Genomic DNA, 19255 nt, shown 5'->3' on the forward strand with positions numbered 1-19255 from the left:
TGGGTTTGATGATAACATATGTTTTCGTAATGTTATCAATTTTTGTTTAAGGTTCTTTACATAACTTTTGGTTATGCAAAAAAACTTTACAAAAAACCGTTTACAAGAATGGAGATCTTAGCTTTACTGTTAATAAATTAACAGATCAGACCAAGATTCTTTTCACTCGATGTCAAAAGAAGTCCCACACTACGCCGTTGGGTTAATGATAGGCAGTGTAGCAAGAGACTGATATTATTAACACACTGTTGGCATTCATTGTCAAAAATGCAATTTTATTGAAACTATGCCCAATCCATTCCTAGGTGTCAGGATTCCTTCTGAGGTACACGAAGCACTCATGGCGCGGGTAGAAATCACTGGACAATCCAAGTCAGATCTGGTCATTGATGCCTTGAGATCCTATCTGGGAATATCATCTCAGCAGGAAAAACTTGATCAATTAGAAGTTAGACTATCCGCCTTAGAATTTAAACTAGAACAGTTGGGGGAAGAGTCCCATTCCGATGATTAGACCGACCATGAGCCATTTTAATCAGAGTAAATCTGGTGATTATGGGCGGTTTTAAGTTGCCAGATTTTGAGATTTGATGTTTCCTAATTTGAGGGATTATCAGTTAGGGTAAAGACCGTAAAATAATGTGATCAATGAGGGAACCGCAATGGTCATTAAGAGGGTGAGAAGAAAGCCAACTCGTGTAAAGTCGGAGAATTTATAACCTCCGGGACTATAAACCATGGTATTAGTTTGGTAGCCAATGGGGGTCATAAAACTACAGGAAGCGGCGAGAGTGACCGCAAACATAAAGGCATAGGGATTTAATTGCAGGGTTTCAGCTACTCGGACAGCAATGGGAATCATGAGTACTACGGTGGCATTATTTGAGAGAACTTCTGTTAATAAAACTGTGATGATAAAGAAAAATGTTAACACCCAATACCCGGAAAGATGACCGCCGACAGACACTAAATTATTAGCCAGCCATTCAGTTGCGCCGGAATTTTCCATAGCAATTCCTAGGGGAATTAATCCGGCTAATAGAAAAATTACATCCCAACGAACAGCACCATACATTTCACCGGGTTTTAGACATCCAGTGGCGACCATCAAAATCACTCCGGCTAAAGCACTAACTAAAATGGGAACTATTTTGAAGGCTGCTAGTGCAATTACGCCTAAAGTAATGCCAATGGCTATTCCGGCTTTCTCGGTGCGTAAGTTGTCGATGTCGCGCTGTTCTAAGACTAAAAGTTCCCTAGTAGTTTGTAAACCAATAAAACTTTCTTTTGGACCTTGGACTAATAATAAGTCACCAAATCTGAGTTTGATTTTTCCTAAGCGTCCTTGGACTAATTCGGCACCGCGACGGATGGCTAATACGGTGACATTATACCGCTGTCTAAAGCGTAAATCTTTGAGGGTAGTACCAATTAAACGGGAGTTGGATAAAATCAAGACTTCGGCGATTTTTTCTTCTCCAGAACTCAGGACTGTTTCTAGGGATTGTTCCCTAAATTTGACATCAGGTAAAAGATCTAAACCTCTTTCGTTTTTAATTTTGAGTAAATCTTCACGGGTGCTACGAATAATCAGAATATCTCCGGATTTTAAGACTTTATCGGCTACGGGTTGGGGGAGGTGAATTTTGTTGCGAACTAACTCTAATACGTCTAGGTCAAATTTGCGTTGAATTTCACTTTCCCGGAGGGTTTGTCCGACTAAACTGGATGTATTAGTGACGACTACTTCACTGAGATATTCCTGCAAATCATAGCTGTTTTCCATGGCACTATTGATGCGTGATTCTCGTTTGGGTAGGAGCTTGGGGGCAATTAAGGAAATGTATAATAACCCAATTAAAAAGGTTAATAGTCCCACGCTTGTAAACTGGAAAATATGAAAGTTTCCATAACCTAATTGTTCAGATATTCCGCCAGCGAGAATATTAGTTGATGTGCCAATTACTGTAATCATTCCTCCGAGAATTGAAGCGTAAGAAAGAGGAATGAGAAATTGGGAGGGGGAGGTTTTTTGCTGTTTACACCAATCTTCGATGATGGGTAGAAAAATAGCGATGACTGCTGTATTATTAATAAAGGCGGAAATGGGTCCGACTAAGCTACCCATGACAAAAAGCTGTTGATTGATGCGCTTTCCACCCCATTTAATTAGCCGATCGCGTATAATTTGAATGACTCCAGTGCGGGTAATTCCGGCGCTGAGGATAAACATAGCCATAACGGTAATGGTGGCTGAATTGCCAAAACCAGAAATTCCCTGTTCGGGAGTGACTAAACCCAGGAACATTAATAAAACTGTAACGGCGATCGCTGTTAAATCTACAGGTAGCCATTCGACTATAAAACTAATCAGGGCGAGAACAACTATAGACAGAGTAAGAAAAACTTCCATGGGTAAGGATATGCTAAAGTGGCTGATCACAAAGGTAACGTTTGATCATACAGCCAATCAGAATGGGTGTCAGGTATAGGGGAGTTAGTGACCCCAGACCTGCTAAAAAGGACGATCAGCTGATCGTCCTTTGAATTCAAGTCTGAGGGTTAAAACGAGTTAGCTTTTGGATTTGCTATTTCCGCCGCCGCCATTGCTATTATCAGCAACAGTGGCTAATACCCTTTGGGCTAGTTGTTCGGGGACTTCCTGTAAATGGTCAAACTTCCAGTTAAAGTAACCGACCCCCATAGTTAGCGATCGCAATTCCACAATGAGATCCTGCATTTCCACCTGTGGTAAATAAGCCGACACCTGATCCCAACCTTTCCAGTCAGCCACAGGTTCATAACCCAAAATTTGACCACGGCGAGTAGTAATCAATTGGAACAGTTGAGAGGTAAACTCATTTGGGGCGCATACCTCCACCGTAACAATAGGTTCGAGCAAAGTGGGGTTACATTTAGCCATACCCGTTTGCATAGCCAGCCTGGCGGCTTGTTTAAAAGCCTGTTCGGAACTATCCACAGAGTGATAGGAACCATTGGTCAGGGTGACAGAAACATCAACGACGGGGAAACCTAGGGGACCTTGTTGGAGGTATTCTCGCACGCCCATTTCCACACCGGGAATATATTGTTTTGGCACCGCGCCGCCGACAATGGTTTCATTAAAGTTAAAACCTTCACCACGAGGTAAGGGGGTAATATCTAAATAAACATCACCAAATTGTCCATGTCCGCCGCTTTGGTGTTTGTAGCGCCCGTGGGAGTTGGTATTAGAACGGATGGTTTCTTTATAGGGAATTTGAGGCGGCGAGGTCACTATGGGAAAGTTGTACTTGCGGCGTAGGCGATCAAGGGTTACTTTCAGGTGAATTTCTCCCTGTCCCCAGAGGATAACCTGGTGAGTGTCGGTGTTTTGTTCCCAAGTTAGAGAGGGATCTTCCTCGATCATTTTGGTGAGGGCGGCGCTGAGTTTTACTTCATCTTTGCGATTTTCAGGGGCGATCGCAAATGCCAATACTGGTGGCAATACCTGGGCTGTAGGTAAGGGTGCTTTGAGGCGATCGGGTTGAGTGGTCAAAGTATCACCGGTTTTGATGCCCTCCATACGCGCCAAGGCGACAATTTCCCCAGTTTTGGCAAGTTGCACGCCCTGGGTTTGTTGTCCCAGCAAACGGTACATTCCAGCCGCGCGTACACCATTAAGAACAATGCCTTCGGTAAGTTCTCCCTGCCAGACTCGCACTAGGGAGAGTTTACCACCTTGGGGGGTGTAAAAGGTTTTCAGGACTTGGGCGATCGGGATATCACTTGTTCCTTTGAGTCCCCGACGTTCGGCCGTTAAGCTGGGTTCTGGGGCTTCTCGGACTAGGGCATCAAGAAGCGATCGCACTCCATATTCTAATTCAGCCGCTCCGAAAAATACCGGAACAATCAAATCCGCCCCCAATTCCATTTTTAGGTCTTTGACAATTTCCTCGGTGGGGGGTTCAATTTCTTCAAGAAGTTCTTCCAACAAGTGATCATCAAAGTTAGATAATTGTTCTAACATCTCCTGGCGGGCGGCGTGTTCCAACTCTTTAAGTTCTTCGGGCATGGGAACTGGATCTGATGCCGCACCGGGATGGTAGTTATAGGCTTGTTCTGTAACTAAATCGATAAAACCAATTAATTCTGAACCTTTGGCGATCGGATATTCTTGGGGAACTATGGGGCGACTCGATACAGTTTTCAGGGCATTTAATAACTCTAAAAAGTTGAGGTTGCAGCCTTCTTCATCAGAGAAAGCCCGATCCATTTTATTAATGAACACAATATGGGGAATTTCCCAATCATCCAAAAATTTGAATAGGGGCGATAGGGTGAGAATGCGACTGGGTTCCGGTTCACAAACCACTATTGCTAATCCCGCACCCATGAGGCCGTTATAGGTTTCTTGGGCAAATTCTACCGAACCTGGACAGTCGAGGAAGGTAAAGTTAATGCCGCCATATTGAGTATAAGCGGCATTGATTTCTACACTCATATTGCGATCGCGAGCCTCAGCTACGCCATCTCCGATACGGTTGCCTTCTTTAGCCGTACCTTTACGGGTAATTGTTCCTGTGGCAAACAGCAGACTTTCTAGCAAAGCCGTTTTACCACTCAAATAGGGGCCGACAATGGCGACATTACGGTTTTCTGATGCAACATTACTTGTCATAGGACGCTCTCCTGAAACCGGATAAATCAATGATTATAACACGGTGGCAATTGTGATTTTTTGACCGAGAAATCCTTTCTCGGAAAATTCCGATTTTTTCAACAATTCACAACCGGGATACCGTGGGACTTCGCTGCTCTCAGTTTCCCTTAGTCTCCGGTTAATATTAGGATAGATACTTCCGGTTAGGGATTGAGAGTGAACTACCTTTTAATTTAGGATATTTTGTCACCAATTTTACACCTAGTTAATCAAACAAAACATTATTAATTTTTGCGAATTTTTGTAAATCAATATGGCGTTTTTTAAGGTTAATTTAATATTTGCTCTCAGACACAACACCCCCCCATGCTGACGCGGAGGACAGCACTAGGGGGGTGAAGGGGGGTGAGGGTTAAGAGCAACTAACTCGATAAACCCATCATATCGCTGTTATCGTGACCGGGGGCTACCATCGGGTAACAGTCCTCATCACGGGTAACCCGAACATCTAGGATCATCGGACCGTTGTGAGACAGGGCTTTAGCGATCGCCTTTGGCAAATCGGACCGTAGGCGGACAGTCATAGCCTCAATGCCATAAACATCAGCCAACCGGGCAAATTCTGGGGTTCCATCTTCGAGGTTAGTAGCCTCATAGCGATCATTATAAAACATATGTTGCCACTGGCGCACCATTCCCAACCAGCCATTATTGAGAATAATCACCTTAACCCCAATACCATACTGAGCAATAGTTCCCAATTCTTGCATATTCATTTGGAAACTACCATCACCGCTAATACAGATAACCGTATCATCAGGATGAGCCACCTTAACCCCCACAGCAGCAGGTAAACCGTAACCCATAGTCCCTAAACCGCCGCTAGTCATCCAACGTCGGGGGCCATTTTTCACGAATTGCGCCGCCCACATTTGATGCTGACCCACATCAGTAGTATAGAAAGCATCAGGACATTGATGGCTAAGTTCCACAATCACCTCTTGGGGAGAGAGACCATTTTCCGGGTGAGGAATAGTCAGGGGGTATTGGTTATACAATTGCTGAAGGCGCGAGTGCCATTCCTGGGTTTGTTCCGGCTTAATTTCCGTTCCCAACTGATAGCTACGTTGTAGCATATCCCCCAAAACCTGTCGCACATCTCCCACAATAGGAACATCAGTCGTGCGATTTTTGCCCACTTCCGCCGGGTCAATATCAATATGAATCACCTTAGCGCTATGGGCGAATTTATCTCCGGTTCCCGCCACCCGGTCATCAAAGCGAACCCCCACCGCGATCAGCAAATCACATTCACTCACCGCAAAATTAGCATAGGCGGTTCCGTGCATTCCCAACATTCCCAGAGATAGGGGGTGATTTTCATCAAAAGCACCTTTTCCCATCAAAGTGCTAGTAACTGGTATTTGGAAGCGTTCCGACAATTCGGCTATTTCAGCATGAGCCCCCGCCATAATTGCACCTCCCCCCACATATAGGAGGGGTTTAGTAGCTTGAGAAATCAACTGTAAAGCCTGATTAATTTGTCGAGGATTTCCCCGCACCGTGGGACGATATCCCACCCGTCGCACTGACCCTGGCTCTACCGGAATATAATCAATTTGAGCATTACCCACATCTTTGGGAATGTCAATTAACACAGGTCCCGGTCTGCCACTACTGGCTAGGTGAAATGCCTCAGCCACAATTCTCGGTAATTCCGAAGGTTCGCGGACTAGATAGGAATGTTTAACAATGGGTAGGGTAATCCCAAAAATATCAATTTCCTGAAAAGCATCTGTCCCCAAGGCGCTGCGAGGTACTTGTCCAGTAATGGCTACCACCGGGACAGAATCCAGATAAGCCGTGGCTAGACCTGTAACTAAATTAGTGGCTCCCGGTCCAGAGGTGGCTAGACATACCCCCACCTTTCCGGTACTCCGGGCATATCCATCGGCAGCGTGAGCCGCTCCTTGTTCGTGGCGCACCAGATAATGTTTGATTTCCCCGGCTTGTTCGGCTCTATATATCTCGTCGTAAATGGGTAAATTTGAACCTCCTGGATAGCCAAAAATATGCTGCACACCGTGGCGGCGCAGGCTATCAATCAGGGCAAAGGCTCCTGTTACTCTTTTTACGGCTTGTTTTTGGTCCTGCATAACATTCTCCATCTCTGATGCCTAGGATAAATTATGGTTGGGATTACCTGAGAAATTGTCATCAATTTTTTATATTTGTGACAATTTCTGCTTAATACTCTTGCTATTATTGCCATTTTATGCTATGGCAATCATCGCATCCCTAGGGGATTATCACTGTCTATTTTACAGTGAGGATTCGGCTAATATAACTGAATTGGATGGGGTTTGCTGTTGCAACATTAAGCCATATTCTAAACCTTCTACGACCGCTTGATAGGATGCGTCTAGGATATTAGTAGAGACTCCTACGGTAGTCCAACGCTGATGACCATTGCTAGATTCTACCAATACACGAGTTTTGGCAGAAGTTCCCGCTTTACCATCCAAAATCCGCACTTTATAATCGCGCAGTTGAAATTCGGCTATTTCTGGGTAGAAATTTTGCAGGGCTTTCCGCAAGGCTGCATCTAAGGCCGAGACAGGTCCGTTACCTTCGGCTACTTCTAAAAGTTCGCGATCGCTTACAATTACCTTCACCGTAGCTAGGGAGTTACAGGTAGCCAGACTCGACTTGTCACAATGCACTTGAAAACCGCGAATTTCAAACCACTGTTTCCGAGTCCCCAAAGCTGACCGCATCAATAACTCAAAACTCGCCTCCGCCGCCTCAAATTGATAACCCTGATTTTCCAATTCTTTCAACTGTTGCAAAAGTTGCCGACTGGTTGGATTATCCCGTTCTAAGTTAATACCATAGTTTCGCGCTTTCGCCAAAACATTACTTAATCCCGACTGGTCAGAAATCACGATTCGCCGTTTATTTCCCACCTCTTCCGGGGCGATATGTTCGTAGGTTAACGGGTTGCGTTCCACTGCGGAAACATGAATCCCCCCCTTATGGGCAAAAGCCGATAAGCCCACAAACGGGGCATGGTCATCTGGGGCTAGATTAACCACCTCACTAATAAATCTACTAGACTCCGACAGTTTACTTAAATGTTCATTGGCGATGCAAGAATAGCCTAATTTTAACTGTAAATTAGGTATCAAAGTACACAAATCGGCATTGCCGCACCGTTCCCCATAACCGTTAATGGTCCCTTGAATCATGGTAGCACCTTCCATGACTGCTGCTAAAGCATTAGCAACGGCGGTTCCTGAGTCGTTGTGGGTGTGAATGCCTACCTGTACGGAGGTTTCACCCCAATTGGCTAGGGCTGTAACTACGGTTTTGGCGATCGCAGTTACCTCGTGGGGCAGTGTACCACCATTAGTATCACATAGCACTAACCACTCAGCCCCCCCTGCTACAGCCGCTTTTAGCGTTTCTAGGGCATATTCTGGGTTGTTTTTATAGCCATCAAACCAATGTTCAGCATCATAAATTACCCGCCTCCCTTGGCTGCGGAAAAACTCGATTGTATCCTGGATCATTGCCAGGTTTTCCTCTAGGCTGGTTTTCAGGCTTTCGGTAACATGGAGATCCCAAGATTTGCCAAAGGTGGTAATCCAGATGGTTCCGGCTGATAAAATCGGTTTGAGGCTAGGATCTTCTGCTGCGGTGGTATGGGGGCGACGGGTCGAACAAAAAGCCACTATTTCCGCTTGGCTGAGGGGTTCTTCCGTCAGTCGCCAAAATAATTGTACATCTTTCGGGTTAGCGCCGGGCCAACCCCCTTCAATAAACGGAATACCTAGTTGGTCTAGTTTCCGCGCTATATGGAGTTTATCTTCTAGGGAGAGAGAGAGTCCTTCGCGCTGGGCTCCGTCTCGTAGGGTTGTATCATAAATCCAAAGTTGCTTACTCATAGTGGTCTGTCTTTGGTAGTTGGTGCTGTTTTCAACCATGCGGTGGTATTTCATGCGATCGCTCTTTCCCCCCGCTCTCTAGTATGTCCCCAATTTATCCCATTGGTCTAATATCTAATCTTATTTTCACATTTGATGATCACCCCGTCAGTCCCTGGACTGTCCCCCTCCTCCTCGTAACCAATAACCTTTCCGTAGGGTGCGTCAGAACCCGGCTCTCTCAATTCTCACCGGACAATTATCTCCTGACGCACCACTTTCCGTAGGGTGCGTCATAACCCGGCTCTCTCAATTCTCACCGGACAATTATCTCCTGACGCACCACTAACTAACCCGGTTAGTCTTTCCGTAGGGTGCGTCATAACCCGGCTCTCTCAATTCTCACCGGACAATTATCTCCTGACGCACCACTAACTAACCCGGTTAGTCTTTCCGTAGGGTGCGTCATAACCCGGCTCTCTCAATTCTCACCGGACAATTATCTCCTGACGCACCACTAACTAACCCGGTTAGTCTTTCCGTAGGGTGTGTCAGAAACCGACTCTCTCAATTCTCACCGGACAATTATCTCCTGACGCACCACTTATTAATATAATTTGAGTTAATATAAATTGATTTCTACAGTGTTGCCACCATCAGCAAAACCCACCACAGTTCAACTCTCAATTGTCGCTCCCTGCTACAACGAAGAACCTAACCTCGATTACTTATTATCTAGGTTGCTGGCTGTGATTCAACCTTTGCATATTACCTATGAAATTATCTGTGTTAATGATGGCAGTCAGGATGATACCTTAGCCAAACTTATTAAACACCACCATTTCAATAATAACATTAAAGTGATTAACTTGTCAAGGAATTTCGGCAAAGAAATTGCTTTGACAGCGGGTTTAGATCATGCTAGAGGTGCAGCAGTCATTCCTATTGATGCTGACCTACAGGACCCACCGGAATTAATTGTAGAAATGCTGGAAAAGTGGCGAGAAGGTTATGATGTAGTTTACGCGAAAAGGCGATCGCGACATGGAGAAACCTGGCTGAAACAGATAACCGCCAATGGTTTTTATCGGCTTCTGCAAAAGATGACTCCGGTTCACATTCCCCAAGACACTGGAGATTTTCGATTGATGGATCGTCAGGTAGTGGAAGCCTTAAAAAAACTCCCCGAAACTCATCGATTTATGAAGGGTTTATTTGCGTGGGTAGGGTTCAAACAAACCGCCCTAGAATATGACCGCTTACCGAGATATAAAGGTCGGACAAAATGGAACTATTGGCAATTGTGGAATTTGGCGATCGAAGGGATTACCTCTTTTAGCGCCCTCCCCCTCAAAGTTTGGAGTTATATGGGATTATTGATATCATTTGGGGCTTTTATTTACGCCCTATTTTTAATAGTAAGAACTTTAATTTTTGGCATTGATGTTCCCGGTTACGCATCCTTAATGGTAGCCATTCTATTTATGGGAGGAGTTCAACTTATTAGTTTAGGTGTAATTGGTGAATACTTAGGCAGAATTTATGCGGAAGTTAAAAGAAGACCTCTCTATTTGATTCGAGATACCTATGGCATTGTTGATAATGAATAAAAAAAGCTGCCCATAAACTAAGGCATTTTCCTGGTGCGTCACATCATCAAGTTTGGCGTTTTTTTATGAAGATGATCACTCTGTGACGCACCCTACAAGGATTATAGTTTCCTGGTGCGTCACATCATCAAGTTTGGCGTTTTTTTATGAAGATGATCACTCTGTGACGCACCCTACAAGGATTATAGTTTCCTGGTGCGTCACATCATCAAGTTTGGCGTTTTTTTATGAAGATGATCACTCTGTGACGCACCCTACAAGGATTATAGTTTCCTGGTGCGTCACATCATCAAGTTTGGCGTTTTTTATGAAGATGATCACTCTGTGACGCACCCTACAAGGATTATAGCCATGTCAGGTTAATTATTCCTAGTTCAAGTTTCCTGGTGCGTCACATCATCAAGTTTGGCGTTTTTTATGAAGATGATCACTCTGTGACGCACCCTACAAGGATTATAGCCATGTCAGGTTAATTATTCCTAGTTCAAGTTTCCTGGTGCGTCACATCATCAAGTTTGGCGTTTTTTATGAAGATGATCACTCTGTGACGCACCCTACAAGGATTATAGCCATGTCAGGTTAATTATTCCTAGCTCAAGCACAAAAAAAGCTGCCCATAAACCAAGGCAGCTTGTGCATTACTTGAGGTTATAATGGATTCTTACTAATTTAATCATCTAACATGGTCGGAAGTGCGACATCCTACGATCGCATGACCTGATCGGGTGATATTTAATAACTAACTGATCCTAACAGCCACTTATTTCTCGCCCAACGATCCAAACGCTTACGCAGTGACAAATCAGCCGTTTTAGTTATGGGTAATCCTAACTGCTGCTGAAACTTACCCACATATTCCTCAGTCCGATGATCATAAATCTCGCTGTAAGCAATGAGAGGACGAGGTTGGAATATTAAGTTTAAATTGTGCTGAAGATTCCGAACAATTTTCGCTAAAATTTCCTGGGTTTCTGGGTTGGCTGTCCCAGTTTGGGGTATATCATAATCTCGCTGAAATGACGAAATATTAGCATATCCTAAGCCTTTAATAGTCTCGGCAAAATCTTTAGGTAAATAAATAGGCTTAACTGGATCTGGTTGGGGTCGATTTTCCCACCAATAGGCTGTATCCTCTAATTTATCACGGACATAGGTATCAGCCACCCCAGTTACGGGTAAATCATACCTTTTCTGAAAATCCTTAACGGCGGCGGTAGTTTTCGGACCATAAAACTGATTTCCCGGTAAGGGAGGATTCGGCCGCACTACAATATTAAGATGATTATGCAGACTGCTGACAATGGCAGCCATCTCGGCTTGGGTCTTGTCTCCGACAATACCATCAACAACCAAATTGCGATCATGTTGGAAGGCGCGAATGCCTTGTTGAGCGATCGCATCTGTGGGAGAATCATTATTCACTGGGACACCATAGCCCAAGCCATAAAGAACAAAACGCAGTTCTCGGTTCGTATAGTTACGCCAATCTACCATTGGTCTAGCCTCACGGTTTGTATAATATGATTCAGTTTAAACCCTCAGCAATACAGGCGATCGCGATCGGGTGACTGAAACCCTGGAAGTCTTCTGCAAACTTCCACCGACCGCCCCCGGAATATTTCCGCCTTTTTGTTGCTATACTAATACCCAAATTACCATGAAAGCACTATTTCCCTTCACCGCCAGCCTCATTCTCGCAGTGGGAATGACCGCCGTTGCTATATTATCCGTCCAAAATGCCACCCCGGTTTCCCTACAGTTTATGATATTCGAGTCAATTAACATACCTGTAGGGGTAGTTTTGGCCTTCAGCTTGGCGATCGGCTTAATTACTGGTGCGATCGGTATATTTATCTACCATCAAAGGTAAACTCTCCAAATTTCCCAATGGTCATATTTAGGTCATCTTTCTTTAATAAGGTATATTTCAACCCCCAAGAAAGAAACAACTGAGATGGCTTTTAGCGAGTTATTCCCCCTTGATCACAACTTTATTCCTGGTGCGATGGTTTCTGGGACTGTCGGTAGCCTAATTGATAACGGCGATGACTTTCTATTCTATCCTATCAACGGTTCAGAAGTCATTGTTGATGTCTCCCCTCTCCCCGCATGGCAACTTGGTTTAATGCCTGGAGAAATCATCACTCTCCAAGTAGGAGAATGGAATGGTCGCGAAATCGACACTAACAATATTATCCGTCCTGATGGGTCTACGGTGTTAGGTTTATCAAGCATTCCCCCCATGACTATACCACCTAATATAGACTCTTTAACAGGTGTCGGATTAACTACTCTCTCAGGTACAGTAATTAGCCAAACTGAACCCGATAGCTTTTTCTTCCAAAGTGATATCGGACCGATTTTGGTAGATGCTATTCCCCAAGGTGAAGGAATAGTTACTGTCATTCCGGGAGAAATATTAACCATTGTTGGAAATTTTGATGACTATGATTTTGATGCTTACAGTTTGACCCGTCTGGACGGTTCGCCGGTTCTACCTAACCAGCCACCAATTATGGGTTTTACACCCCCTTCAATTCCTCCGATAAATCCAGAATTTCTGACTCTCTCAGGTACAGTAATTAGCCAAACTGAACCGGATAGCTTTTTCTTCCAAAGTGATATCGGACCGATTTTGGTAGATGCTATTCCCCAAGGTGAAGGAATGGTCACTGTCATTCCGGGAGAAATATTAACCATTGTTGGAAATTTTGATGACTATGATTTTGATGCTTACAGTTTGACCCGTCTGGACGGTTCGCCGGTTCTACCTAACCAGCCACCAATGATGGGTTTTACACCCCCTTCAATTCCTCCGATAAATCCAGAATTTCTGACTCTCTCAGGTACAGTAATTAGCCAAACTGAACCGGATAGCTTTTTCTTCCAAAGTGATATCGGACCGATTTTGGTAGATGCTATTCCCCAAGGTGAAGGAATGGTCACTGTCATTCCGGGAGAAATATTAACCATTGTTGGAAATTTTGATGACTATGATTTTGATGCTTACAGTTTGACCCGTCTGGACGGTTCGCCGGTTCTACCTAACCAGCCACCAATGATGGGTTTTACACCCCCTTCAATTCCTCCGATAAATCCAGTATTATCCAATCGTATTCAGATGGAAATTACTGATATTAATAATCCCGAATTTGCGCCAATTAATAACATTCCTAACCCTCCCTTAAATCCGGGTAATAGGACATCCCCAACAGTAGGCGATCGCGATTATAATTATGATCAGCCTGATTTTGACTATGACCACGGTAGATCTCGTCGTTTTAACTAATAGTTTCAGCCACTATCATCTATAAACTAATCCCGGCTTTTCATTTAACACAAAAAACATTGATTTAGGAGATACTTCGATGAAACCTTCCTGGAAAATTGCGACCCTGTTATCCTTCGCTGCTATTATCGGTTTTGCGGAAGCTGGTCAAGCCGCCATAAATCCCCCATCACTAACCCCCGTAAATCGCATTCAGATCGACATTGAAGACCTACCCAATATCCTACCTGGGGAGGATGCTAATTTACTAGCAAATCGTTTTAATAATAGCGATCGCGATTTTAATTATGACAATGATCGAGGTCGGAATTCCCGCCGAGTTAACCGTCCTAATGCTGGTCGTTTTAATGGTCAAACTCCCCGCCGAGTTAACCGTCCTAATGCTGGTCGTCGTCAAAGATAGTCACCACTTGATAAACATTGATAAATTTGTCAATTTAGGCTATACTTAGGGTAATCATAAATTACCATCTCAATACTCAAATTTAACTCTTTAGGAGATGCTTCGATGAAACCTTCCTGGAAAATTGCGACCCTGTTATCCTTCGCTATTATCGGTTTTGCGGAAGCTGGTCAAGCCGCCATAAATCCCCCATCACTAACCCCCGTAAATCGCATTCAGATCGACATTGAAGACCTACCCAATATCTTACCTAGGGATGATGCTAATTTACTGGCTGATTCTGATAGAGATAATGATGTCGATTATGATTATGATAATGATAAGGGTAGTGCTTCCCGTAACCGTCGTAGCAGATGGTCTTAACTAAATGATTAGTCTTGAAATGTTGTGAATTTAGGCTATACTTAGGGGGATTAATCTCCCCCTAATGGTTATTAAAATTTCGTTTTCTATCTATCAATGCAGACCTTAACCGAATTATTGCACCCTTTACCAATTAGCGAATTTTTCGATAAATATTGGACTGAAAAAGCTGTGCTAATTCCTGGTGATAATCATCAAAAATTTGCCAATTTGTTTTCGTGGCAAAAACTCAATAATTTACTCAACTATTATCCCTTAAAACACCCAGAAATCAGATTAGCTAAAGCTGGGGAAACTTTGCCAGAAATTACCAACAATGAACAGATAATTAAACAATGTCAGGAAGGCGCTACTCTTATTATCGATCGACTTCATGAAAAAATAGAAGCGATCGCCAAAATGGTAGCCTTATTACGCATAGAAATCGGACATCGTAGCCAAGTCAATAGTTATTGTTCATTTCCCGGACATCAAGGCTTTGCTTGTCATTACGACTCCCACGAAGTTTTCATCCTGCAAATTTCCGGTAGAAAACACTGGCGAGTTTTTTCAGATACCTTTATTTATCCCCTGAGTGAAAATCGATCTTCCCAGTTTTCTCCCCCTGATACTCAACCCTATATAGACGCAATTATTAACCCTGGCGATCTGCTTTATATACCCCGTGGACATTGGCATTATGCTATAGCAATTGATGAACCTTCTTTGCATTTAACCCTGGGAATTGACTGTCAAACTGGTATTGATTTTAGTGATTGGTTAACCAGTCAATTGCAACAACATCCACAATGGCGAAAAAATTTACCTTTATTAAATAAATCCCATCGAGAAAACTGCCGCCAACATCTACAAAACCTAGTCCAAAACTGGCTAGAAATATTGGAGTCCGAGGATTTAATTAATCGCTACTTAGATGAACAACTTTTACAAGGACAACCTGACTTACAATTAGGCTTTCCCAGTCAAATTGGCTATGATATCTTCCCCCAAGGTAAGCAGACTAAATTCTATCGTCCTCAGCAACCCGTCGATATTACTCAATTAACTCCCACGGGTAAATTTGAAATTAAAACTGGGGGTAAGAAAATATCTCTGATCGGACTTGACCAAGATATATTAGAGAAAATTTTTACATCCACAGAATTTAGTGGCTTAGACATACAACAATGGTTACAAGATTTTGACTGGGATACAGAAATTGTTCCCCTACTGTCGCGTTTGGTTAAAGCTGGAATTTTGCTGGTTATCTCCCATCCATAAACGGCGTTTATTAATCACAGCTTTTAGGTTGAAAAGCTATTATATATGTCGGCACATTTTCCCATGATAATATAATAGAGCAAGTCGGCTAGTTTGTCAAGAGGAAATCATCAGAAATTTGGGGAGGATAAACGTGATCAATTTCGGCGACCAACCAAGAACCAAAAGTTGCCAAAAAATCGACAATTTGCTGGGGTGAATCAAGGGGATTAATTGACCAATTTAAGGCTTGATACATGAGTGTTTGTTGTGCGGGATAATATTCGGAAAAAATCTGATAACAAGGATATAAATCACGGGTATAACATTGATGACGTTCCATGACAATTTCTAAGCCAGACCGGAGGATCCTTTTCATAATCCACTGACCGAGTTTATGAACATAAGCAGTTTGTTCATTAGGTGGCTTTTGAGGGGTTGTATATAATAGGTCAAAACTGACTTCCTGGATATCTTCGGACAAGTCAAAAGCATGACTAACCGCATCGATATCAGGCTTAAACTTTGGCAATTCTGGAGAGATATCTTGTCCGTAAACACAGGCGGCTTGAGTGACAATTAGCATTCGCAAACCCTCATAACCATAATCATCAAAATCCCGTAAGCGATCGCCTGAAATAGGTGACAATTCGACTCCCTTACAGAAGGGATATTTTTGGCTAACTTGCTGATTAAAAGCATCAAACCAAGCGCGATCGCAGTGTTTATAATTCCCGGAAACGACGGCGAAACTATCAAGATCAGAAATCAAGGGAATAGCTTGTCCTACGGCGACAGACCCGCGAATATAAATGCTATGAACTTGGTCAGACCAATGATTAAGATAAGCTGTGACAATTTCATCAACTAGCGATCGCCAAGGTTCCACAATTTTGTCAATATTAGCTTTCCGAATAATAAAGCCTTGTTCATCAACTCCCAAAACCGAGCCAATTTGAGCAATTTTAGCCATAGTTAAATCATCCCGTAGTTAGAGTTAATATTATCACCCAAGTTAATCATAACTGTAATGCTGATCACCAATTAGCCGCTGTCATTTTTTGGTCATATTTGCAGTTTACTATGTAAGGCAGTGCAGTCACCATCAAACTTTATGAAAGCAACTATTACAGCCTTACTAACTTCCGCACTATTAACTATAGGCGTTCCAGCCGCGAATGCACAAGTTTCTATTCAAAATTTACAGCGTCATTCAGGAGTTACTATATCTGGTACAATTCGCAGTGTGGTAGGTAATGACTTTATCTTAGACGACGGAACCGGACAAATTATTGTTGATGCTGGACCCATGCGCCATCATCAACTGAATTTACAACCCGGAGAACAGGTCACAGTCACAGGTAAATATGATGACTATGACTTTGATGCTTTCACTATTACTCGCAGTAATGGCGAAGTGATTTTTATTCGCGATCCACAGGGTCCCCCACCTTGGTCAGGTGGTTACAGAAGACGAAATTCTGCTTCCCAAAGCTCTCGATAACAGCAGTTCATAAGCATTAATTACCGTCAATTCCTGTCCTCTCCCTCACCGGGAGGGGATAGCTTGACATGGCTGCCAAAATTTAGCTATTAATATAATAACTATATATAGTCTATTTTGGTATAAGTACAAATGCGGATTTTATTGGTAGAAGACGACCCAGAACAACGGGAGCCAATTCATGCAGCTTTAACTCGTTATGGACATATTGTTGATGGGGTAGAAGATGGCACAACCGCCTTGTGGTTAATGAATGAAACTGACTATGATCTGTTGATTTTAGATTGGATGTTACCGGGTGAAGATGGTATTATTTTATGTAAAAATTATCGCCAAATGGGGAAAACAGCGCCGGTGTTAATGCTGACGGCTAAAGATACGACGGCTGATAAAGTTATGGGACTGGACGCTGGCGCAGATGATTATTTAGTTAAACCAGTAGACCTACAAGAATTGTTAGCTAGAATTAGAGCTTTAAGAAGGCGATCGCCTCTTTGGGTGGGGGATATCTTAGCAGTACAAGGATTATCATTAAATCTCGATACTATGATTTTAACATGGGGGAATGATAGCTTAAAGCTGAAAAGCCGCGACTTTCAACTATTAGAATATATGATGCGTCATCCCCACCAAGTCCTCACTCATAATCAAATAGAACAAGCACTATGGGAATGGGGAGAAGAACCGGAAAGCAATGCGGTAGTAGCGAGAGTTAAACGACTCCGCAAAACCCTGACAGCCATAGAAGTTGACAGTTGGATTAAAACTGTTTATGGCATGGGTTATCGCCTCGAACCTCCGAATAATTAAACATTACAAATATCTATGGTTAAGCTAATTACTAAACTCCAAAAACGTTGGATATCTCTACCTATTAGATGGCGAGGTACGGCAATTATAGCGATTCCAGTGAGTTTTTTATTGGTAGTATTATTAGCTTTTTCTTGGTTAAAATTTAACATAATTGAAGACGAGGCTTGGGTACAACATACCCAGAATGTTAGATTAGAAACTAAACAACTTTTAAACGCTTTACTTGATGCAGAAACTGGAGTGAGAGGATATGGACTGACTCAACGAGATGAGTTTTTAGAGCGTTATCATCATGCTCAAAGTATAATTCCTCGAGTTTTAGACACTTTACAAGATTTGGTACAAGACAATGCTGAACAATTGGAATACTTGGAAGATGTCAGGTTTTATATTGATGAAAATATCGCTAATTTTGAAAAAAAAATAATCCTCCAACAAGAATTAATTAGGATTCGCGGACGCAATGATACTTTAGTACCCATTGAGTCTTTATATGATTGGCTGGCTAAAGGTCAAGAAACGATGAATCAAGCACGTCAAGCTATTGATATCTTTGCTGAAAATGAAGAAAAACTACTAATTGAACGCATCCAACATCGAGATGAATATCGACAATTAACCTGGATTTTCTTATGTTTTTCTGGGGTGATTAGTGCGATCGCTACTATGTTCACTATTCATCTGTTTTATCAATTAGAACAAGAATTGTCCCAGCGTCAGATTAACTTAAAAATCACTAATCAACGGTTAGAAAATGTCTGTGACCAACTGCAAAGATTTACTGCTAATGCTTCCCATGAATTAAGAGCGCCTTTAGCGGCTGTATTAAGTAATGGTCAGGTGGCTTTACTAGAATTAGAGGATTTGGATGAAATCCCCCCATCATTGCATCGAAGACTAGAAAACATTGTCAAAACTACTAAACAGATGAGTTCCTTAGTCAGTGATTTATTATTTCTCGCCAGACATGAAGGCTTACTAGCACCTGAGTCTATACAAAAACTTGATTTAACTCAACTGATATTCCCGATCGCTTCGGAGTGGATAACTCCCCTGAAAAGTCAATCCTTAGAATTAATAACTAACCTACCATTAACCCCCATTTGCGTATTAGCCGATCGCAGTTTGTTAAAACAAGTGATCACCAACCTTCTCAGCAACGCCGGTCGCTACACTCCCCCCGGAGGAATGATTAAAATTAACTTGCACAACTCGGAAAAATATGCTATATTGGAAGTAGAAGACACTGGAATTGGCATTGCTGCTGAAGCATTGCCCCATGTGTTTGAGCGATTTTATCGAGCGGATTTAAAGCGTTCTAAAGCCTCTGGTGGTTGGGGGTTAGGATTGGCGATCGCCCAACAAATTATCAAAGCTCATGGGGGCGAAATTAACGTAGCTAGTACCCTAAACAAAGGTACTAAATTTACGATAAAATTGCCCCTGATTCACTAATTGAGTAACTC

At 42.8% G+C, this 19255-nt stretch carries 17 protein-coding genes; 11 read left to right on the forward strand and 6 right to left on the reverse strand.

Features of this window, described 5'->3' with window-relative positions; all coding sequences use genetic code 11:
• Positions 1-286: 286 nt before the first annotated feature.
• The gene (locus N39L_RS10850; protein ID WP_035736858.1) at positions 287-514 is read left to right on the forward strand and encodes a YlcI/YnfO family protein; all 228 of its coding nucleotides are present in this window, start codon (positions 287-289) and stop codon (positions 512-514) included.
• A gap of 99 nt (positions 515-613) precedes the next feature.
• Here N39L_RS10850 and N39L_RS10855 read toward each other — a convergent pair whose 3' ends face one another.
• From N39L_RS10855 to cimA, 4 genes are all read right to left on the reverse strand, one after another.
• Positions 614-2413, reverse strand: a complete 1800-nt coding sequence (locus N39L_RS10855; protein ID WP_006619814.1) for an SLC13 family permease — start codon at positions 2411-2413, stop codon at positions 614-616.
• A 159-nt stretch (positions 2414-2572) separates the two neighbouring features.
• On the reverse strand, positions 2573-4660 hold the full coding sequence (locus N39L_RS10860) for an elongation factor G (protein WP_006619813.1): 2088 nt from the start codon (positions 4658-4660) through the stop codon (positions 2573-2575).
• A gap of 404 nt (positions 4661-5064) precedes the next feature.
• The gene (gene ilvB, locus N39L_RS10865; protein WP_006619812.1) at positions 5065-6798 is read right to left on the reverse strand and encodes a biosynthetic-type acetolactate synthase large subunit; all 1734 of its coding nucleotides are present in this window, start codon (positions 6796-6798) and stop codon (positions 5065-5067) included.
• A 165-nt stretch (positions 6799-6963) separates the two neighbouring features.
• Complete coding sequence (gene cimA / locus N39L_RS10870) at positions 6964-8589, reverse strand: citramalate synthase (protein ID WP_014275217.1); 1626 nt, start codon at positions 8587-8589, stop codon at positions 6964-6966.
• 623 nt (positions 8590-9212) lie between these two features.
• Here cimA and N39L_RS10875 point away from each other — a divergent pair.
• Entirely contained in the window at positions 9213-10178 is a 966-nt protein-coding gene (locus N39L_RS10875) for a glycosyltransferase family 2 protein (RefSeq protein ID WP_006619810.1), read from the forward strand.
• A gap of 52 nt (positions 10179-10230) precedes the next feature.
• On the forward strand, positions 10231-10506 hold the full coding sequence (locus N39L_RS10880) for a hypothetical protein (RefSeq protein WP_148261848.1): 276 nt from the start codon (positions 10231-10233) through the stop codon (positions 10504-10506).
• Positions 10507-10910: 404 nt separating this feature from the next.
• Here the strand turns inward: N39L_RS10880 and N39L_RS10885 are convergent, their stop codons facing one another.
• Positions 10911-11672 carry a peptidoglycan-binding domain-containing protein gene (locus N39L_RS10885; protein ID WP_006616143.1) on the reverse strand — a complete coding sequence of 254 codons (762 nt, stop codon included), beginning with the start codon at positions 11670-11672 and terminating at the stop codon, positions 10911-10913.
• Between the two features lie 70 nt (positions 11673-11742).
• On the opposite strand from N39L_RS10885, the gene N39L_RS10890 reads away from it, so the two are divergent.
• The 5 genes from N39L_RS10890 (at position 11743) to N39L_RS10910 (ending at position 15493) form a co-directional block, all read left to right on the forward strand.
• Positions 11743-12048, forward strand: coding sequence for a LapA family protein (locus N39L_RS10890; protein WP_006616142.1), 306 nt, complete (start codon positions 11743-11745; stop codon positions 12046-12048).
• 84 nt (positions 12049-12132) lie between these two features.
• On the forward strand, positions 12133-13467 hold the full coding sequence (locus N39L_RS10895; RefSeq protein ID WP_014275221.1) for a hypothetical protein: 1335 nt from the start codon (positions 12133-12135) through the stop codon (positions 13465-13467).
• Between the two features lie 79 nt (positions 13468-13546).
• Positions 13547-13870 carry a hypothetical protein gene (locus N39L_RS10900; RefSeq protein WP_014275222.1) on the forward strand — a complete coding sequence of 108 codons (324 nt, stop codon included), beginning with the start codon at positions 13547-13549 and terminating at the stop codon, positions 13868-13870.
• Between the two features lie 105 nt (positions 13871-13975).
• Positions 13976-14233 carry a hypothetical protein gene (locus tag N39L_RS10905; protein WP_006617603.1) on the forward strand — a complete coding sequence of 86 codons (258 nt, stop codon included), beginning with the start codon at positions 13976-13978 and terminating at the stop codon, positions 14231-14233.
• 96 nt (positions 14234-14329) lie between these two features.
• On the forward strand, positions 14330-15493 hold the full coding sequence (locus tag N39L_RS10910; protein WP_006617602.1) for a cupin domain-containing protein: 1164 nt from the start codon (positions 14330-14332) through the stop codon (positions 15491-15493).
• Between the two features lie 88 nt (positions 15494-15581).
• Here the strand turns inward: N39L_RS10910 and N39L_RS10915 are convergent, their stop codons facing one another.
• Positions 15582-16445, reverse strand: a complete 864-nt coding sequence (locus N39L_RS10915; protein ID WP_014275223.1) for a hypothetical protein — start codon at positions 16443-16445, stop codon at positions 15582-15584.
• A gap of 141 nt (positions 16446-16586) precedes the next feature.
• Here N39L_RS10915 and N39L_RS10920 point away from each other — a divergent pair, with 141 nt between their 5' ends.
• The 3 genes from N39L_RS10920 to N39L_RS10930 all read left to right on the forward strand — a co-directional run bounded on the left by N39L_RS10920 (position 16587) and on the right by N39L_RS10930 (position 19244).
• On the forward strand, positions 16587-16976 hold the full coding sequence (locus tag N39L_RS10920) for a NirD/YgiW/YdeI family stress tolerance protein (RefSeq protein WP_006617600.1): 390 nt from the start codon (positions 16587-16589) through the stop codon (positions 16974-16976).
• A 132-nt stretch (positions 16977-17108) separates the two neighbouring features.
• A complete protein-coding gene (rppA, locus tag N39L_RS10925) occupies positions 17109-17786 on the forward strand; it encodes a two-component system response regulator RppA (RefSeq protein ID WP_014275224.1) in 678 nt (225 codons plus the stop codon).
• Positions 17787-17801: 15 nt separating this feature from the next.
• Complete coding sequence (locus tag N39L_RS10930) at positions 17802-19244, forward strand: sensor histidine kinase (RefSeq protein WP_014275225.1); 1443 nt, start codon at positions 17802-17804, stop codon at positions 19242-19244.
• The last annotated feature ends 11 nt before the right edge of the window (positions 19245-19255 follow it).

The organism is Limnospira platensis NIES-39 (genome assembly GCF_026000695.1).
Classification (GTDB): Bacteria; Cyanobacteriota; Cyanobacteriia; order Cyanobacteriales; family Microcoleaceae; genus Limnospira; species Limnospira platensis.